The 15352-nt window shown below is 74.1% G+C and carries 15 protein-coding genes; 8 read left to right on the forward strand and 7 right to left on the reverse strand.

Features of this window, described 5'->3' with window-relative positions; translation table 11 throughout:
* Positions 1 to 175: 175 nt before the first annotated feature.
* The gene (locus ACZ7C5_RS19530) at positions 176 to 1030 is read right to left on the reverse strand and encodes a hypothetical protein (protein ID WP_470323085.1); all 855 of its coding nucleotides are present in this window, start codon (positions 1028 to 1030) and stop codon (positions 176 to 178) included.
* A 101-nt stretch (positions 1031 to 1131) separates the two neighbouring features.
* Here ACZ7C5_RS19530 and ACZ7C5_RS19535 point away from each other — a divergent pair, with 101 nt between their 5' ends.
* Complete coding sequence (locus ACZ7C5_RS19535) at positions 1132 to 1812, forward strand: DUF6445 family protein (protein WP_470323086.1); 681 nt, start codon at positions 1132 to 1134, stop codon at positions 1810 to 1812.
* Between the two features lie 78 nt (positions 1813 to 1890).
* Here the strand turns inward: ACZ7C5_RS19535 and ACZ7C5_RS19540 are convergent, their stop codons facing one another.
* Positions 1891 to 2514 (reverse strand): endonuclease, encoded by a 624-nt coding sequence (locus ACZ7C5_RS19540; RefSeq protein ID WP_470323087.1) that lies wholly within the window; start codon positions 2512 to 2514, stop codon positions 1891 to 1893.
* A gap of 62 nt (positions 2515 to 2576) precedes the next feature.
* Here ACZ7C5_RS19540 and murQ point away from each other — a divergent pair, with 62 nt between their 5' ends.
* On the forward strand, positions 2577 to 3482 hold the full coding sequence (murQ, locus tag ACZ7C5_RS19545; protein ID WP_470323088.1) for an N-acetylmuramic acid 6-phosphate etherase: 906 nt from the start codon (positions 2577 to 2579) through the stop codon (positions 3480 to 3482).
* 65 nt (positions 3483 to 3547) lie between these two features.
* Here murQ and ACZ7C5_RS19550 read toward each other — a convergent pair whose 3' ends face one another.
* A complete protein-coding gene (locus ACZ7C5_RS19550; protein WP_401086577.1) occupies positions 3548 to 4183 on the reverse strand; it encodes a TetR/AcrR family transcriptional regulator C-terminal domain-containing protein in 636 nt (211 codons plus the stop codon).
* Positions 4184 to 4313: 130 nt separating this feature from the next.
* On the opposite strand from ACZ7C5_RS19550, the gene ACZ7C5_RS19555 reads away from it, so the two are divergent.
* Positions 4314 to 5750, forward strand: coding sequence for an MFS transporter (locus ACZ7C5_RS19555; protein ID WP_470323089.1), 1437 nt, complete (start codon positions 4314 to 4316; stop codon positions 5748 to 5750).
* Positions 5751 to 5770: 20 nt separating this feature from the next.
* On the opposite strand, the gene ACZ7C5_RS19560 is transcribed toward ACZ7C5_RS19555, so the two are convergent.
* Positions 5771 to 5914, reverse strand: a complete 144-nt coding sequence (locus ACZ7C5_RS19560; protein ID WP_401086584.1) for a hypothetical protein — start codon at positions 5912 to 5914, stop codon at positions 5771 to 5773.
* Positions 5915 to 6175: 261 nt separating this feature from the next.
* On the opposite strand from ACZ7C5_RS19560, the gene ACZ7C5_RS19565 reads away from it, so the two are divergent.
* A complete protein-coding gene (locus ACZ7C5_RS19565) occupies positions 6176 to 7624 on the forward strand; it encodes a TolB family protein (protein WP_401086587.1) in 1449 nt (482 codons plus the stop codon).
* Between the two features lie 123 nt (positions 7625 to 7747).
* On the opposite strand, the gene ACZ7C5_RS19570 is transcribed toward ACZ7C5_RS19565, so the two are convergent.
* Positions 7748 to 9292 carry a glutamate synthase subunit beta gene (locus tag ACZ7C5_RS19570; protein ID WP_470323090.1) on the reverse strand — a complete coding sequence of 515 codons (1545 nt, stop codon included), beginning with the start codon at positions 9290 to 9292 and terminating at the stop codon, positions 7748 to 7750.
* 288 nt (positions 9293 to 9580) lie between these two features.
* Positions 9581 to 9907, reverse strand: coding sequence for a hypothetical protein (locus ACZ7C5_RS19575; protein WP_188301040.1), 327 nt, complete (start codon positions 9905 to 9907; stop codon positions 9581 to 9583).
* A 449-nt stretch (positions 9908 to 10356) separates the two neighbouring features.
* Between ACZ7C5_RS19575 and qcrB the strand changes: the two genes are divergently transcribed.
* Positions 10357 to 11937, forward strand: coding sequence for a cytochrome bc1 complex cytochrome b subunit (gene qcrB, locus ACZ7C5_RS19580; RefSeq protein ID WP_401086779.1), 1581 nt, complete (start codon positions 10357 to 10359; stop codon positions 11935 to 11937).
* Positions 11938 to 12011: 74 nt separating this feature from the next.
* On the opposite strand, the gene ACZ7C5_RS19585 is transcribed toward qcrB, so the two are convergent.
* Positions 12012 to 12413: a hypothetical protein gene (locus ACZ7C5_RS19585; protein WP_401086593.1), complete on the reverse strand. Its 402-nt coding sequence runs from the start codon at positions 12411 to 12413 to the stop codon at positions 12012 to 12014.
* 204 nt (positions 12414 to 12617) lie between these two features.
* On the opposite strand from ACZ7C5_RS19585, the gene ACZ7C5_RS19590 reads away from it, so the two are divergent.
* From ACZ7C5_RS19590 to ACZ7C5_RS19600, 3 genes are all read left to right on the forward strand, one after another.
* A complete protein-coding gene (locus ACZ7C5_RS19590) occupies positions 12618 to 13232 on the forward strand; it encodes a TetR/AcrR family transcriptional regulator (RefSeq protein WP_401086596.1) in 615 nt (204 codons plus the stop codon).
* A gap of 28 nt (positions 13233 to 13260) precedes the next feature.
* On the forward strand, positions 13261 to 14805 hold the full coding sequence (locus ACZ7C5_RS19595) for an FAD-dependent monooxygenase (RefSeq protein ID WP_401086599.1): 1545 nt from the start codon (positions 13261 to 13263) through the stop codon (positions 14803 to 14805).
* Between the two features lie 110 nt (positions 14806 to 14915).
* The gene (locus ACZ7C5_RS19600; protein WP_401086602.1) at positions 14916 to 15347 is read left to right on the forward strand and encodes a YchJ family protein; all 432 of its coding nucleotides are present in this window, start codon (positions 14916 to 14918) and stop codon (positions 15345 to 15347) included.
* Positions 15348 to 15352: the final 5 nt, after the last annotated feature.

A 15352-nucleotide genomic window follows, 5' to 3' on the forward strand; every position in this document is an offset into this window, starting at 1 on the left:
GATGCTGACGGCCACCGCCACCCCGCCACCGGTCTCCACCGCCGTCGCCATGTGCGACGCATCCTTCGGGCCGGCCATGCGCTCGCCGGCCCGGCGGCCCGTGGCCACGTCCCACAGGGTGGTCACGCCGCCGAAGTGGCCGACCCCTATTCATGCCGCAGTCGCCTGCGGCCGTTCAACGAGTTGGCGACGTTCGAAGCGGGCCCCGGCGCGGGACGAGGGAGATGGAGCGGACGTTGCCGAGGAGCTGGTCGCGTTCGGCGGTGACGCGGTCGAGCTCGACGGAGAGCTCGTTAATGACATGCGCGTAGAAGTCCGTCAGCTCCCGCTGCTCGGCTTCCACTGCTCTGAGCTGGGCATTGGCTTCCTCCAGCTCACTGATCTTCTTCTTGAGGGCCGCAACCGGTGGCGGGTCGCCAGCGAGGAGCCGGGCCCGGGCCTGGAAGTGCTCGGCCAGGTCGCGGTGCTTGTGGGTCAGCAGCCGGCGCCTGACCCCGGCCTCGGCGGCCAGCTGGACGACGGTGAGTTCGCCCGTGGAGCGAAGCGGGGTGCCCGGCAGCAGCCGGTCGGCGGCGGCCTGGATTGCGGCCCGGTCGACGTCGGCGGCGGGCGTCACGACGTCACCGGCCGAGTGAGGTCGTGTTCGGGGACGATCGAGGTGAGCCGGGCCAGTTCGCGGCGCTCGCGCTCGTTGCGGGGACCCGGGCTCACGCGGATCGTCCACGAGCTCCTCCAGTTCGGCGATCTGACTGTGGCCGACGGTGAGGTCACGGTCGGTGCGGGCGATGTTCTGACAACCAGGCTGGCAGTCGGTCAGGTCCGGGGTCCGTCGGATGTAATCGCCGCCGCCCAGACGGCACTTGGCTTTCGCCGGGTCGAAGACGCAGGTCATGCCCTTCCCTTCGTGGATCTGCAGGGCCGGGTTGTCGAGGAGGTCACGAGCCTGCCGGGTGCTGGTGAGAACGCGTCCGGCGAACTGGCGGGACGCCTGGTGGACGCGGACGCGAGTTCTCGTCCGCAGCACCGCCACCCACCGGAGCGCCGGCGATCACCCCTGGTCAGGGCGCCTTTGACGAAAGGTTGACCTGCTCACGGCAGAAGGTTGACGATCACCGCGCCTATCGTCGGCCCATGCCCTCACAGCCCATCAGGCCCACCGCCCTGCCGGTCCTGCCGTACCGCAAACCCACCAGGGGCCGGGACTACTGGGTCCTGGACAAGGTACTGCCCGATCCGGACGCCGTCCGGGAGCGTTGTCTGGCCCGTGAGGACTGGACCGAGGGCTACCCGCACCGTCCCGAGACCTGGCCCGGGCTCCGCACCATGCCGGGCCTGGAGCCCGGGGAACTGGCCCGGGTCGAGGCGCTGGTCCGCAAGGCCACCGGCGCCTCCCGGCTCTGGGTGCAGAGCACCCCGGGCGGCGGCACGCTCAACCACAACTGCGTGCAGGTCGTCGGCGCCGGCGAGTCGGAGTCCCGCCCGCACACCGACTCCCGCGCGCTCTGCCGTTACGCCGCCGTCCTCTACCTCAGCCCGGGCGCCCCCAAGGACGCCGGCACCAGCTTCTACCGCCAGCAGTTCCCCGGAGGCCGTCTCGGCGGCAACCTGGTCAACGCCCCGCACAACAACCTGGTCGAAGCGCTCGGCACCCGGCACGTGCCCGCCGACCACTTCGCCGAGGACGTCCGCGTCCCCAACCGCTACAACCAGTTGCTCCTCTACCACGCCAACCTGATCCACAGCGCCACCGGCTACTACGGCACCGAACTGGCCGCGCGCCGGATGACGGCGGTCTTCTTCTGGATGGCCTGACCCCGCGCCCACCCCCCGCGCCCGGTCCCGCACCCGCCCCCGCATCCACCCCCGCACCCGCCTTCTGGACGCCACCCCTCACCCGGCCCCGACATGCGCCAGGCTCGCCCGGGTCAGCGCCGCCGCCAGCCGGGCCTGCTCCCCCGGGCCGACCAGCGCCGCCAGCCCGTCCGGTTCGCCCGGCAGCCCCAGTGCCCGGGCCTCCACCAGCGCCCGCTCGTCGAAGTACGGCCGCAGCGACGGCCAGACCGCCTGCGCCTCGCGCCGGAAGATCCCGGCGCCGACCGGCCCGATCCGGGGGAACTCCCGGAGCAGCTCGCCGATCCGCTCCGGCTCGCCCCCGGCCTCGTCCCGCAGGCGCCGCAGGTCGCCGTGCCAGCGGTCGAGCAGCAGCCCGGCCCCCCGCCCGAGCGCGGTGGCGGTGCTCTCGTCGTAGCGCACGTAGTGGGCCCGGCCCAGGGCGGAGATGAGCGTCCCGCGCCGGGCGTCGGCCATCGCGCGCGGGGTCCGCAGCCCGGCGGCCGACAGCTCGCGGGCCGCCGCCGTGGCGGTGACGGCGCTGATCCGCGCCGAGCACAGCACGGTCAGGACGAGCAGCCGGTAGAGCGGCGAGGGCTTGTCGCGCAGCGTGATCCCGGCTTCCTCCGCATAGGTGCGGCCGAACCGTTCCAGCAGCTCGGCGACGGTCGGTTCCATCTCCATCACCTCCCTCCCCTTCACGCTTGCCCGGATTCGGCCGCCGCGCACCCGGGGAGGCTCGCCGCATGAGTCATGACTCCGTACCCGCGACCGAGACCATCCGCCCCGACTGGGCCGCGATCGACCAGCTGCCCACGCTCGGACTGCTCCGCCTGATGAACGCCGAGGACCACAGCGTGCCCGTCGCCGTCGCCGGGGAACTGGAGCGGATCGCCGCCGTGGTGGACGCCGTGGCCGCCCGGATGGCGCGGGGCGGCCGGCTGGTCTACGCCGGCGCGGGGACGGCCGGTCGGCTCGGCGTGCTGGACGCCGTCGAGTGCCCGCCGACCTTCGGTACCGATCCGACGCTGGTCGTCGGTCTGATCGCGGGCGGGCGCTCGGCCGTCACGGCCGCCGCCGAGGGCGCGGAGGACCGCACCGACCTCGCCGAGGCCGATGTGGCCGCGCTCGCGCTCACCCCCGACGACACCCTGGTGGGCGTCTCCGCTTCCGGCCGTACGCCCTATCCGCTGGCCGCCGTCCGCGCCGCGCGGGCCACGGGGGCGCTGACCGTCGGACTGGCGTGCAACCGGGGTTCGGCGCTGGCGGCCACCGCCGAGCTGGGCATCGAGGTGGAGGTCGGCCCCGAGGTGCTGGCCGGATCGACCCGGCTCAAGGCCGGTACGGCGCAGAAACTGGTGCTCAACCTGCTGTCCACGGCCGTGATGGTCCGGCTCGGCCGCACGTACGGGAATCTGATGGTCGACCTCCGCGCCACCAACGACAAGCTGCGCCACCGCGCCCGACGGATCGTCGCCGAGGCGACCGGCGCCGATCCGGCAGCGGTCGACCGCGCCCTGACCGCGACCGAAGGCCGGGCCAAGGACGCGATCCTGGCCCTGCTCGCGGACGTGGACGCGCCCACCGCCGCCCGCCTGCTCACGAGCTCCGACGGACGGCTCCGCGAGGCCCTCCGACTCGCCGGCGCGTAGCGGCCCGCCGAGGCCTCACGCCGGCCCGGCCACCACCAGGCCCCGTATCCCGCACCCCGCGCCGCTCAACCCCCCGCCGCCTCCCGCGCGATCTCGCCCCGGAACCCCTCGATCAGCACCCGCAGCCCGTACTCGAAGTCGGTGTCGTGGTCGGTCATCCGCAGCACGTCGACCGCCTCACGCAACAGCGGCAGTTCACTCAACGCCTCGTCCGGGAACGGCGGCTGGTCCCGGTCCGCGGCGTCCTGCCGCCAGGCCTGCTCCTCGGTGACCCAGCCCATGATGTACCGGTCGACGGTCAGCAGCAGCCGCAGCGCCGTACGGGGGCGCAGCCCGGCCCGACAGAGTGCGCTCAACTGGGCCTCGACCGCGGGGAGTTCGTCCTCGGTGGGCAGGGTGCCCGCGTGCACCCTGGCGCCGTCGCGGTAGGCGAGCAGGGCGTTCCGCTTGGCGCGGGCGTCGGCGGCGATCCACTCGGGCCAGCGCTCCGGGTCCGGCTCGCGGTCGGGCGGGAGTGCCTCGGCGAGCATCGCCTCGGCCATCAGGTCGAGCAGTTCCCGCTTGTTCCTGAAGTGCCAGTACAACGCCGGTGACTGCACGCCGAGTTCGCGGGCGAGCCGGCGGGTGGTGACCCCGTCGATGCCCTCCTCGTCGAGCAGGCGCAGTGCCGTGCGCACCACCTCGTCGCGTGTCAGCGCCATCCGGTCGGCCTCCTGAGATATCCGCTTGCCAGATCCACCTTATCGCCGATAAGTTCCCGAGCCGTAACTTATCGGCGATAAGGAGAGCCGTCGCGACCCCGCAGACGGCAGCGAAGGGACCTCACCCCTCATGACCACCGGGTCGAACCCGACCTCCGAACCGAATCGGACCTCTCAACCGAACCCGACCTCCGAACCGGCCGCGACGCCCGGAACGGGCACAACCGCGGGAACGGGCACGACCTCAGGACGCCTCCTGACCCGACTGCTGCCGAACACCACACCCTGGCGCTCCTCCCGGGACTTCCGGCTGACCTGGACCTCCGGCACCGTCACCCTGCTCGGCTCGATCTTCACCATGACCGCGATCCCGCTCCAGATCGCCGGCCTCACCGGCTCACCGCTGGCCGTCGGCGCGGTCGGCGCCGTCGAACTGGTGCCCGCCATCCTGTTCGGCCTCTACGGCGGCGTCCTGGCCGACCGCGCCGACCGCCGCACCGTCGCCCTGGCGACCGAGGTCGCGCTGGCCGCGCTCAGCGCCCTGCTGCTGGTCAACGCGCTGCTCGGCACCCCCGCCGTGTGGCCGCTCTACGCCGCCGCCGGGGTGGCGGCGGCGATCCAGGGCATCCAGCAGCCCTCGGTCGAGGCGATGGTCCCCCGACTGGTGCCCCAGGACCAGCTGGTGGCCGCGGGCGCCCTGCTCTCGCTGCGCTGGAGCATCGGCGGCGTGGCCGCCCCGGCCGCGGCCGGACTGCTGATCGCCACCGCCGGCGTCCCGGCGGCCTATCTGGTCGACCTCGCCACCTTCCTGCTCTCGATCGCCCTGCTCGCCCGGGTCCGGCCGGTCCCCTCGGAGCGGGACGCCGAGGCGCCGCGACTCACCGAGTTCCTCGACGGCGCCCGGTACGCGGCCCGGCGACCCGACCTGATCGGCACCTACCTGGCCGATCTCGCGGCCACCGCCTTCGCCCTGCCCACCGCGCTGTTCCCGTTCCTGGCCGCGGACCTGGACGTCGGCTGGGCGCTCGGCCTGCTCTACTCCGCCAGCGCGGCCGGCAGCCTGATCGCCGCCGCGACGGGCGGGTGGACGGACCGGGTGCACCGGCACGGCCGGCTGGTCCTGCTCTCCGCGGCCCTGGTCGGCGCGGCGACGGCGGCGGCCGCGTTCGCCCCCGGAGTGTGGGCTGTCCTGCTCTGCCTGACCGTCGCGGGCGGCGCCCACTGGATCGGCGACACCTTCCGCAGCGCCATCTGGAACCAGTCGATCCCGGACGAACTCCGGGGCCGCGCAGCCGGGTTGGAGATGCTGATCGGATCCGCCGGGCCGGCTCTGGGCGACCTGCGGGCCGGTGGCCTGGCCGCCCGCCAGGGCATCAGGACCGCACTGCGCACCGGCGGCCTGCTCTGCCTCGGCAGCTCGGCCGCGCTGTCCGCCGCGGTTCCCGCGCTCTGGCGCTACGACCAGCGGGCCTACCGGTCCGAACGCGCCGCCCCCGAGGACACCACCACGACCAGCGCCGCCACCACCACCGAGCCCAGCGGACCCACCACGGAACCCACCCTGTGACCCACCAACCGGACCGCCGCTCAGTCCAGGACGACCGCCGTCGCATGCCGGCCGATCAGCTCCCCCAGCCGCCGGACGTCCTCGGCCCCACGCTTGGGCGGCATGGTCAGCACCCGCGTCTCCTCGTTCCCGCCCAACAGCGGGAACAGCCGCCTTGCACCCACGCTCACGCCTTCGCCCGCGCCCGCGCCTTCGCCTTCCGACCCTCGTACGCACATCTCCCGACCCCCACGTCGGCGGATCGCAGCAAAGGCCGTACGTACCCGACCCGATCGCGTCCACGGCCCCCCGACCCGAATGCGCCGCTCCCGGCGCGCAACCGTTGACCGACCGCCCCGCCCGACGGTTGGCTCGCCCCGAGCCTGCCGCCGGGGAGTTCGGCGTCCACCGCCGACGCGGCACGGCCGATCCCAGGGGAGGAACCAATGACCCGAATCCGCCGACCGCTGCGCGCGGCCTGCACCCTCGCGGCCGCCGCACTGGCCGTCGCCGTCGCCGCCCCCGCCCAAGCGGCCCCGACCGACGCGGCCCCGACCGCCTGGCCGGGCGCCCGCGTCGAACGCGTCTCCGTCGGCCCCGGGCAGGCGCAGGCCACCGGCGAATCACGCAGCGGCGGCCTGAGCTTCGACGGCCGCTTCGCCGTCTTCACCTCCGAGGCCGCCGACCTGGTGCCCGGCGACACCAACGGCAAGTCCGACGCCTTCGTCCGCGACCTGTGGACCGGCCGCACCGAACGGGTCGACACCGGCCCCGGCGGAGTCCAGGCCGACGGTGACGCCTACGAGGCGAGCATCAGCGGCAACGGCCGCTACGTGACGTTCAGTTCCGTCGCCACCAACCTCGCGCCCGGTGCGAACATCGGCTCCGAGGACGTCTACGTCCACGACCGCTGGACCGGCGACACCCGCCTGGTCAGCGTCGGCAGGACGGGGGTGCCGCAGACGGGCAAGCTGGCCGGCGTCCCCTCCATCAGCTGGGACGGCCGCTACGTCGCCTACCAGTCCAACCGCACCGACCTCGCCCCCGACACGGTCACCTGGTTCGGCGGCAACATCTACGTCACCGACCGCTGGACCGGCGACACCCGCCTGGTCAGCATCGGCGCGGGCGGCAAGGAGGCGAACGGCTCCTCCTCCGCTCCGGAGATCAGCGCCGACGGCAGCACGGTCGTCTTCATCTCCAAGGCGACCAACATGCTCGACCCGGGTCAGCCGGGCGCTCTCTCCGCGAAGGCGCTCGCCGAGCTGTCCGTCGAATCCGACCAGGAGTTCGTCGCCGACTCCTTCCGGCCCGCGGCCCGCGCGGAGATCCTCAAGCCGCACACCTACCCGCTGTACGTCCGGGACCTGCGCACCGAGCGGACGAGCCTGGCCAGCCCGGACGGCGAGGACGGCTACCGGGGCGTGGTCACCCCCTCGATCAGCCCGGACGGCCGCTACGCGGTCTTCTCGTCCTGGGTGATGCACGGCGACAGCCAGTGGGACCGCCACTTCGAGCTCTACGTCCGTGACCTGAAGCAGGGCACCGAGACGCTGGTCAGCGCCGGCCTGCCCGGGACGAAGACCACCCTCGGCTCGACCGGCGGCCGGATCACGGCGGACAACCGCTGGGTCTTCTTCCAGTCCTCGGCGGCGAACCTCGTCCCCGGCGACACCAACGAGACCGAGGACGTCTTCCGGCACGACCTGTGGACCGGCAGCACCGAACGGGTCAGCGTGGCGGGCGACGGTTCGCAGACCGCCGGCTCCTCGTACTTCCCGTTCGCCGACGCCCTCGGCACCACGGTGGTGTTCACCTCGTACGACGGCACCCTCGTCCCCGGGGACACCAACCACGTCGACGACGTGTTCGCCCGCCGTCTGCCGCTGTTCTGACCCCGGGCCCGACAGACCCGACAGACCCGACGAGCCTGTCCCGGCCCACCGCCCCGCCGGACCACAGCCCACCGACCCACCGCGACCCACCCCGGCCCGGCCCGGCGCGGGCAGCTCCCGGACTCACACCGTGAGCGCCCGCGCCGAGGCCGGGATCGGCGCCGGCAGCTCCGTCCACCCCCGCAGGTACCGGTCCACCGCCGCCGCCACCGCCCGGCCCTCCGCGATCGCCCAGACGATCAGCGACTGCCCGCGCCCGGCGTCCCCCGCGACGAACACGCCCTCCGCCGCCGTGGCGAACCCGTCGTCCCTCGCCAGGGTGCCCTCCGGCCCGATGGCCAGGCCGAGTTGGCCGAACAGCCGCCGGTCCGGCTCCGGCCCGGTGAACCCCAGCGCGAGCAGCGCCAGTTGCGCCGGCAGGCTCCGCGCGGTGCCCGCCCGGGGGCGGCGGTCGCCGGGTTCGGCCTCGGCGAAGCGGACGGCGGCCAGCCGGCCGTCCGGGCCCGGCTCGAAGCCCACGGTGGCCGCGGCGAACAGCCTGGGCCCGGCCTCCGCGGCCCCGGACTCCTCGTGCGAGGTGGTCTCCCGGTACACCTTGGGGTGGACCGGCCAGGGCTGCCCTGGCGGCCGGTCCTCCGCCGGGCGGGGGTTGATGTCCAGCTGGGTGACCGAGGCGGCGTGCTGGCGCAGCGCCGTGCCCAGGCAGTCCGCCGCCGTGTCCCCACCGCCGACGATCACCACGTGCCGCCCCTCTGCGGACACCGGCGAGGCCGGGCGGTCGCCCTCGTCCACCCGGTTCGCCCAGGTCAGGTACTCCATCGCCTGGTGCACGCCGGGCAGTTCACGCCCCGGCACCGGCAGCTCCCGGCCCGCGGTCGCGCCGACCGCGACCACCACCGCGTCGTACCCGGCCCGCAGTTCCTCGCCCGGGACGTCCCGGCCGACCCACACCCCGGTGCGGAAGGCGGTGCCCTCGGCCCGCAGCTGGTCCAGCCGGCGCTCCAGCCGGTGCTTCTCCAGCCGGAACGGCGGGATGCCGTACCGCAGCAGGCCGCCCGCGCGGTCGGCCCGCTCGTACACCGTGGTGGCGTGCCCGGCCCTGGTGAGCTGCTGGGCGGCGGCCAGCCCGGCCGGGCCCGAGCCGATCACCGCGACCCTTCGCCCACCGGCCCGCTCGGGCCGCTCGGGTGGCCGCGGCCCGTCCCAGCCCTCCGCCCAGGCCCGGTCGGCGATCGCCAGCTCCACGTTCTTGATCGTCACCGGCGCGCCGTCGATCGCCAGCACGCAGGCGCTCTCGCAGGGCGCCGGGCAGAGCCGCCCGGTGAATTCGGGGAAGTTGTTGGTCGCCAGCAGCCGCGCCGCGGCCGCCCGCCAATCCGCCCCCGTCTCCGCGTCCGGTCCCCTGCCCGGTCCCGCCCCCGCGCCCGACGGCTCGCCCGTCCCCGACTCGGCCACCAGCTGGTTCCACTCCGGCACCAGATTCCCCAGCGGACAGGCGCTGTGGCAGAAGGGCAGTCCGCAGTCCATGCACCGACCCGCCTGCCGGCCCACCATCGGCAGCAGCGAACCCGGCCGGTACACCTCGCGCCAGTCCCCGAGCCGCTCCCGCGCATCCCGCCGCGCCCGCTCCGCGCGCGGGGTGGTGAAGAAGGCCATCCGGTCTGCCACAACGGCCTCCGGCAGGGCGTGCCGACACTGACCAGGCGGCCCACCCGGCGGCGTGCCACCGTGTGGCCACCGTACGCCCGCGAAGCACCGCGCGAAAGCGGTGGCCGTCGCCGGCCCACGGATCGAACCGTCGGCCCGGCGGGCCCGGCCCCGGCCCGGCGCCACCGGTCCGCACCGCCCGAGGCGCCGACCACACGCCGCGCGAACCGTGACCGGCCCCGCACGGCACAGCCCCGACACGGCACGGCACGGCACGGCACAGCCGACGAAGCCGTCAGACGTCCCGCGTCACCCCCACCACTGCTCCGGCACCGGCTCCGGCTCGGGCGCGTCGGGAACCGTCACCGGTTCGGCGGAGCGCACCAGCAGATCGCCCTCCTCGGTCCCCGAGACCAGGTACCCACGCTCGCGCAGCACGACCGCGGCCGCGCCGCTCAGCGCCGCGAGCGCCTCCCGGGAGGGCGGCCCCCCGGGCTCCGCGCCCGGCGTCCAGCCGACCACCACGCCCTCGGGGTGGCGGTCGATCCACAGTGGTGAGGAGCCTGGACCGGTGTCGAACCCGGCGCGGGCGAGGGCCTCGGTGACGTCCTCGAAGAGTTCACGGTGATCCACCATTGGCGCAGCGTAGGCCCCGGACCGTACGACCCCCGGACGCGGCGCGCGCCGAAACGGTTCAGCGGCACTCGACCGCAGCATCGGCGCCCGTTGGGCCGACCGGCGGCCAGCCGATCGGGCGTCAGGGCCCTCGTCCGGCCCGACACGAGCGGCCTGACGGGCCGATGGACGTGCACAGTCGGCCCCCTGCCGACAGCATGACAGAGTAAGCGATCCATCACCCTGAGCAACGGGTCCAGCGGAACACCCGGTCCGCGCGCCGGTCCGGCCGGCGGCCCCGTATCGAGAGGTCCCATGATCACAACACTTCGCCGGCCCGCGTTCCCGCCGGCGGGCCTCCAGCACGGCATGCCGAGGACGCCGGGGAGCCCGTCGTGAGAACCGACCAGCAGTCGCAGCCGGGACCGGAGACCAGCACGCGCGCCGAGCCCGCCAACAAGGCCGAGGCCCTGGCCGACTGGACGGACGGCCGGCTCGGCATCTACTCCCTGGCCAAGGCCAATCTGCGCAAGATCTTTCCCGACCACTGGTCCTTCATGCTGGGCGAGATCGCGCTCTACACCTTCGTCATCATCATCCTGACCGGCGTCTGGCTCACCCTGTTCTTCGTGCCGAGCATGGGCGAGGTCGTCTACGACGGGTCGTACGTCCCGCTCAAGGGCATCCCGATGTCCGAGGCCTTCTCCTCGACGGTGAAGATCAGCTTCGATGTGCGCGGCGGCCTGCTGATGCGCCAGATCCACCACTGGGCCGCGATCGTCTTCGTCGCCTCGATGCTGACCCACATGATGCGGGTCTTCTTCACCGGCGCGTTCCGCAAGCCGCGCGAGATCAACTGGGTCTTCGGGGCGCTGCTGCTGATCCTCGGCATGTTCGACGGCTTCATGGGCTACTCGCTGCCGGACGACCTGCTCTCCGGCACCGGCATCCGCTTCATGGAGGGCGCCGTCCTCGCCGTCCCGATCGTCGGGACGTACCTGCAGTTCTTCCTCTACGGCGGCGAGTTCCCCGGCACCGACATCATCCCCCGGCTGTTCACCGTCCACGTCCTGCTGATCCCCGGGATCATGGTGGGCCTGCTCGCGGCGCACCTGATCCTGGTCTTCTACCACAAGCACACCCAGTTCGCCGGGCCCGGGCGGACCAACAGGAACGTGGTCGGCATGCCCCTGCTGCCGGTCTACACGGCCAAGGCGGGCGGCTTCTTCTTCCTGGTCTTCGGCGTGGTCGCGGTGATGGCCGCGATCGCCACGGTCAACCCGATCTGGATGTACGGCCCGTACCGTCCGGACCAGGTGACCACCAACGCCCAGCCGGACTGGTACATGGGCTTCTCCGAGGGCCTGATCCGCGTGATGCCCGGCTGGGAGATCAGCGTCTGGGGCGGGCACACCCTCAACCTCGGGGTGTTCGTCCCGCTGATGGTCTTCCCGACCGTGCTGCTGGCCATCTGGTGCTACCCGTTCCTGGAGGCCTGGATCACCGGGGACCGCGGCGAGCACCACATCGCCGACCGGCCGCGCAACGCCCCGGTCCGCACCGCCTTCGGCGCGGCCTGGATCAGCCTCTACCTGCTCCTGCTGGCCGGTGGCGGCAACGACCTGCTGGCCACCCACTTCCACCTCTCGATCAACGCGATCACCTACGCGGTCCGGGCCGGCTTCTTCACCGTGCCGGTGGTCGTCTTCGTGATCGCCAAGCGGTGGTGCCTCGGCCTCCAGCGGCGGGACAAGGAGAAGGTCCTGCACGGCCGGGAGACCGGCGTCATCAACCGGCTCCAGCACGGCGAGTTCGTCGAGGTGCACGCCCCGCTGCCGCAGGGCCGCCTCTACACCCTCACCTCGCACGACCAGCCGCAGCCCTCGGAACTGCCGCCCGAGGTCGACGAGAACGGGGTGGCCCGCAAGGCCGGGCTGTGGACCCGCGCGCGGGTGAAGCTCTCCCGCGGCTTCTACGGCGAGTACAGCCAGATCTCCAAGCCCACCGCCGAGGAGCACGAGGAGATCAGCAGCGGCCACGGCCACCACTGACCAACCGCTCCGGCACCGAAGGGGCCCGCTGCGCCGGAACCGGCACAGCGGGCCCTCGTCGTGCGGGGCGGCGCTCAGCCGCCCAGGACGGCCGGGACGACGGCGAACAGCGCCGCGACCAGGGCGACGGAGAGGCAGAGCGCCGCCCAGCGGGCGCAGATCCGGCGGCACTCGACGCGGTACCTGGCGGCCAGCCGCCGGCAGCGCTCGACCGCCCGGTCCACGACCTCCTCGGCGTAGCGCAACCGGTCGGCGGCGTAGGCCTGTTCGAGGATCTCCCGCTCCGCCGCGGGCAGCCAAGGGAACTGCGCGGCGAACGCGCGGGCATCCCGCTCGGCCGCCGCGACCTCCGCCTCCCAGGCCAGGAACCCCTCGATGCGGGCGAACGCCGCGCGGGAGTTCACCCGGGCACCGCCGGCGGCGGGCCTGCCCTGGCGAGGGGCCCGCGCTCTCGGCGGACGCTGTCTGCCACCCATGACCGCTCCTCAAGTCCTGTCGAGTCGTCCTGCCGGGAAGCCTGCGGGGACGGGCTCCCGGCGGGGATCGCTCCGCGACCAGGCAACTACTATCAGCGACGAACCGCAGGTGACGGGCGGCTCGCCACAGCCCGTCGCGCCGGGAAAAACTTGCGTGCCGCGCACTATTGCGTGGCACGCACCTTTTCCGGGACAGTGGAGCCCATGACGAAGGGTCAGCCCGGGCTGCGGGAACGGAAGAAGGCCGCGACGCGGGAGGCACTCAGCTGGGCGGCACTGCGCCTGGCGGCGGAGCGGGGGCTGGAGAACGTGCGGGTGGAGGACATCGCGGCCGCCGCCGGAGTCTCCCCCCGCACGTACAACAACTACTTCTCCAGCAAGGCCGAGGCGATCGTCCACCGGCAGCGCGACCGCATCCATCAGTCGGCCGAGGCACTGCGGGACCGGCCCGCCGGGGAACCGCTCTGGGAGGCGCTCACCCTGGCCCTGCTCGCCCCGTTCGGCGACCTGACCGGACAGCCGGACCGGCAGTGGACCGCCGCCGTACGGTTGCTGCTGCGCGAGCCGGCGCTCCAGGCCGAGCTGACACGCGGCGGGGCGGGCGCCGAGGCCGAACTCGCGGCCGCGGTGGCCGCCCGGACCGGCACCGACCCGGCCCTGCACCTCTACCCGAAGCTGGTCGCCGCGGCCTCGCTGGCCGCGGTCAGGGCCGCCAACGACCAGTACCTCACCGCCGACCCGCCGGCGCCCTATCAGTCGCTGCTCGCGGAGGCGCTGCGCCAGCTGGCAGCCGGGCTACCGGACCCTTCGTCGCACTGAACCCATGGTCCCAGCGGGGGAGTTCGAGATGATCCACGACGTCGTCATCGCCGGCGCGGGCCCGAACGGGCTGCTGCTGGCCTGCGAACTGGCGCTCGCCGGAATCCGGCCGGTGGTGCTGGAGCGGCTGCCCGGACGCCTACCGGTCCAGAAGGCCAACGGGCTGGTCGGCCAGGTGAACCGGCTGCTCGACCACCGCGGCCTGTACGAGCCGCTCCGCGGCGCCCCGGGCGCACCCCGGCCCACGCCCCGCTTCGTGTTCGGTGCCTTCCCGCTGGACCTGCGCCTGCTCGACGAGAACCCGCTGCACACCCTGCCCGTGCGGCAGCACCGGATCGAGGAGGTGCTGGAGGAACGCGCCCGCGACCTCGGCGTCACCGTACGCCACGGCCACGAGGTCACCGGCTTCACCCAGGACGAGGCCGGCGTGACGATCGGGCTCCGGGGCCCGACGGGCGCCGGGCAGCTGCGCACCCGCTACCTGGTCGGCGCGGACGGCGGCCGCAGCACCGTCCGCAAGCTCGCCGGGATCGGCTTCCCCGGGGTGACCTCGACCGATCCGGTCTCGCGGATCGCCCACGTGCTGCTCCCCGAGGACGTGCGCAGGACCGCCGACGGCGACTTCCTGCTGCCCGGCTGCCCGGTCCCGTTCCGCCCGTTCACCCACACTCGGACCGAGCACGGCGTCATCGCCCTCGCCCCCTTCAGCCCGGACGCCACCATGGTCGCCACACTGGAGTGGGGCGGAGCGCCGGTGGACGAGACCGTGCCGCTGACCCTGGCCGAGCTGCGCGCCAGCATCCACCGGGTGACCGGCGCCGACCTGGCGCTCACCCAGGCCCGCACGCCGGGACCGTTCACCCCGCGCCGCCAGGTCGGCCACAACACCCGGCTCGCCGACAGCTACCGGCGGGGCCGCGTGCTGCTGGTCGGCGACGCCGCCCACGTCCACGCCGCGACCGGCGGCCCCGGCCTCAACCTCGGCCTCCAGGACGCCGCCAACCTCGGCTGGAAGCTCGCCGCCGAACTCCACGGCTGGGCCCCGCCCGGCCTGCTGGACAGCTACCACCGCGAACGCCACCCGGTCGGCGAGCGGGTGTTCACGCACTCCCAGGCCCAGATGGCCCTGATGGCCCCCGGCCCCGACACCACCGCGGTGCGCGCCCTGTTCGGCGAGCTGCTGGCGCACCCGGACAACCTCGCCCGGATCGCCGCGCTGATGGCGGGCAGCGACGTGCGCTACGACGTCGGCTGCCCCCACCCGCTCGCCGGGCGCTTCGTGCCCGAGCTCACGGCCACCACCCCGGACGGGCCGGTCCGGATCGCCGAACTCGCCCGCACCGCACGCCCGTTGCTCATCGACCTCAGCGGCGGGCGCCTCCCGCTCGCGGACCTGGCGGCCGGCTGGAAGGACCGGGTGGACCTGGTGCCGGCCGACTGCCCGCAGCCTCCGGCCGGCGCGCTCCTGCTCCGCCCGGACGGCTACGTCGCCTGGGCCGTCGAGCCCGGCCGGACGGATCCGGACGGGCTGCGGCGAGCCCTGGGCACCTGGTTCGGCGACGCTCGTTCCTGAGCCCGGACCACGGCGGGGCACCCGGTCCGGCCGGACGTCCGGAGCCGGTCCCGCCGCCCCAGCGCCGGCCGGGCCGAGGGCCGCGCGACGGGTGGGGGACAATGGACGGCATGTCCCCACGTCGTCCCGCCCCCCGCGCCGCCGCGCCCCGGCTGCTGCCCTCCTCCCCCTGCCCGTGCGGCCTGCCCGCCGCCTACGGCGACTGCTGCGGCCGGCTGCACCGGGGCCAGACGGCGGCCACCACCGCCGAGTCCCTGATGCGCTCCCGGTTCAGCGCCTTCGCCGCGCAGGACGAGGCGTACCTGCTGCGCACCTGGCACCCGGACACCCGGCCCGCCGAGGTCGACTTCGACCCGGCCCTGCGCTGGACCGGACTGGAGGTGGGTGTCACCACCGAGGGCGGCGCGTTCCACGCCCAGGGCACGGTCGCCTTCCGGGCGCACTGGACCGAGGGCGGCGAGGCCGGCGTCCTCACCGAGAACAGCCGCTTCGTGCGGCACGAGGGCGCCTGGGTGTACCTCGACGCCCTCTCGCTCGGCTGAGCCCC

It is taken from the genome of Kitasatospora sp. NPDC036993 (assembly GCF_055607525.1).

Coding starts and splice junctions, on each gene's coding strand:
- ACZ7C5_RS19550 (WP_401086577.1), bottom strand. CDS start 4,183: ATGGCGCTGACACGCGACGAGGTGGTGCGCACGGCACTGCGCCTGCTC.
- ACZ7C5_RS19540 (WP_470323087.1), bottom strand. CDS start 2,514: ATGGAGATGGAACCGACCGTCGCCGAGCTGCTGGAACGGTTCGGCCGC.
- murQ (WP_470323088.1), top strand. CDS start 2,577: ATGAGTCATGACTCCGTACCCGCGACCGAGACCATCCGCCCCGACTGG.
- ACZ7C5_RS19575 (WP_188301040.1), bottom strand. CDS start 9,907: ATGGTGGATCACCGTGAACTCTTCGAGGACGTCACCGAGGCCCTCGCC.
- ACZ7C5_RS19595 (WP_401086599.1), top strand. CDS start 13,261: ATGATCCACGACGTCGTCATCGCCGGCGCGGGCCCGAACGGGCTGCTG.
- ACZ7C5_RS19565 (WP_401086587.1), top strand. CDS start 6,176: ATGACCCGAATCCGCCGACCGCTGCGCGCGGCCTGCACCCTCGCGGCC.
- ACZ7C5_RS19590 (WP_401086596.1), top strand. CDS start 12,618: ATGACGAAGGGTCAGCCCGGGCTGCGGGAACGGAAGAAGGCCGCGACG.
- ACZ7C5_RS19555 (WP_470323089.1), top strand. CDS start 4,314: ATGACCACCGGGTCGAACCCGACCTCCGAACCGAATCGGACCTCTCAA.
- ACZ7C5_RS19600 (WP_401086602.1), top strand. CDS start 14,916: ATGTCCCCACGTCGTCCCGCCCCCCGCGCCGCCGCGCCCCGGCTGCTG.
- ACZ7C5_RS19585 (WP_401086593.1), bottom strand. CDS start 12,413: ATGGGTGGCAGACAGCGTCCGCCGAGAGCGCGGGCCCCTCGCCAGGGC.
- ACZ7C5_RS19535 (WP_470323086.1), top strand. CDS start 1,132: ATGCCCTCACAGCCCATCAGGCCCACCGCCCTGCCGGTCCTGCCGTAC.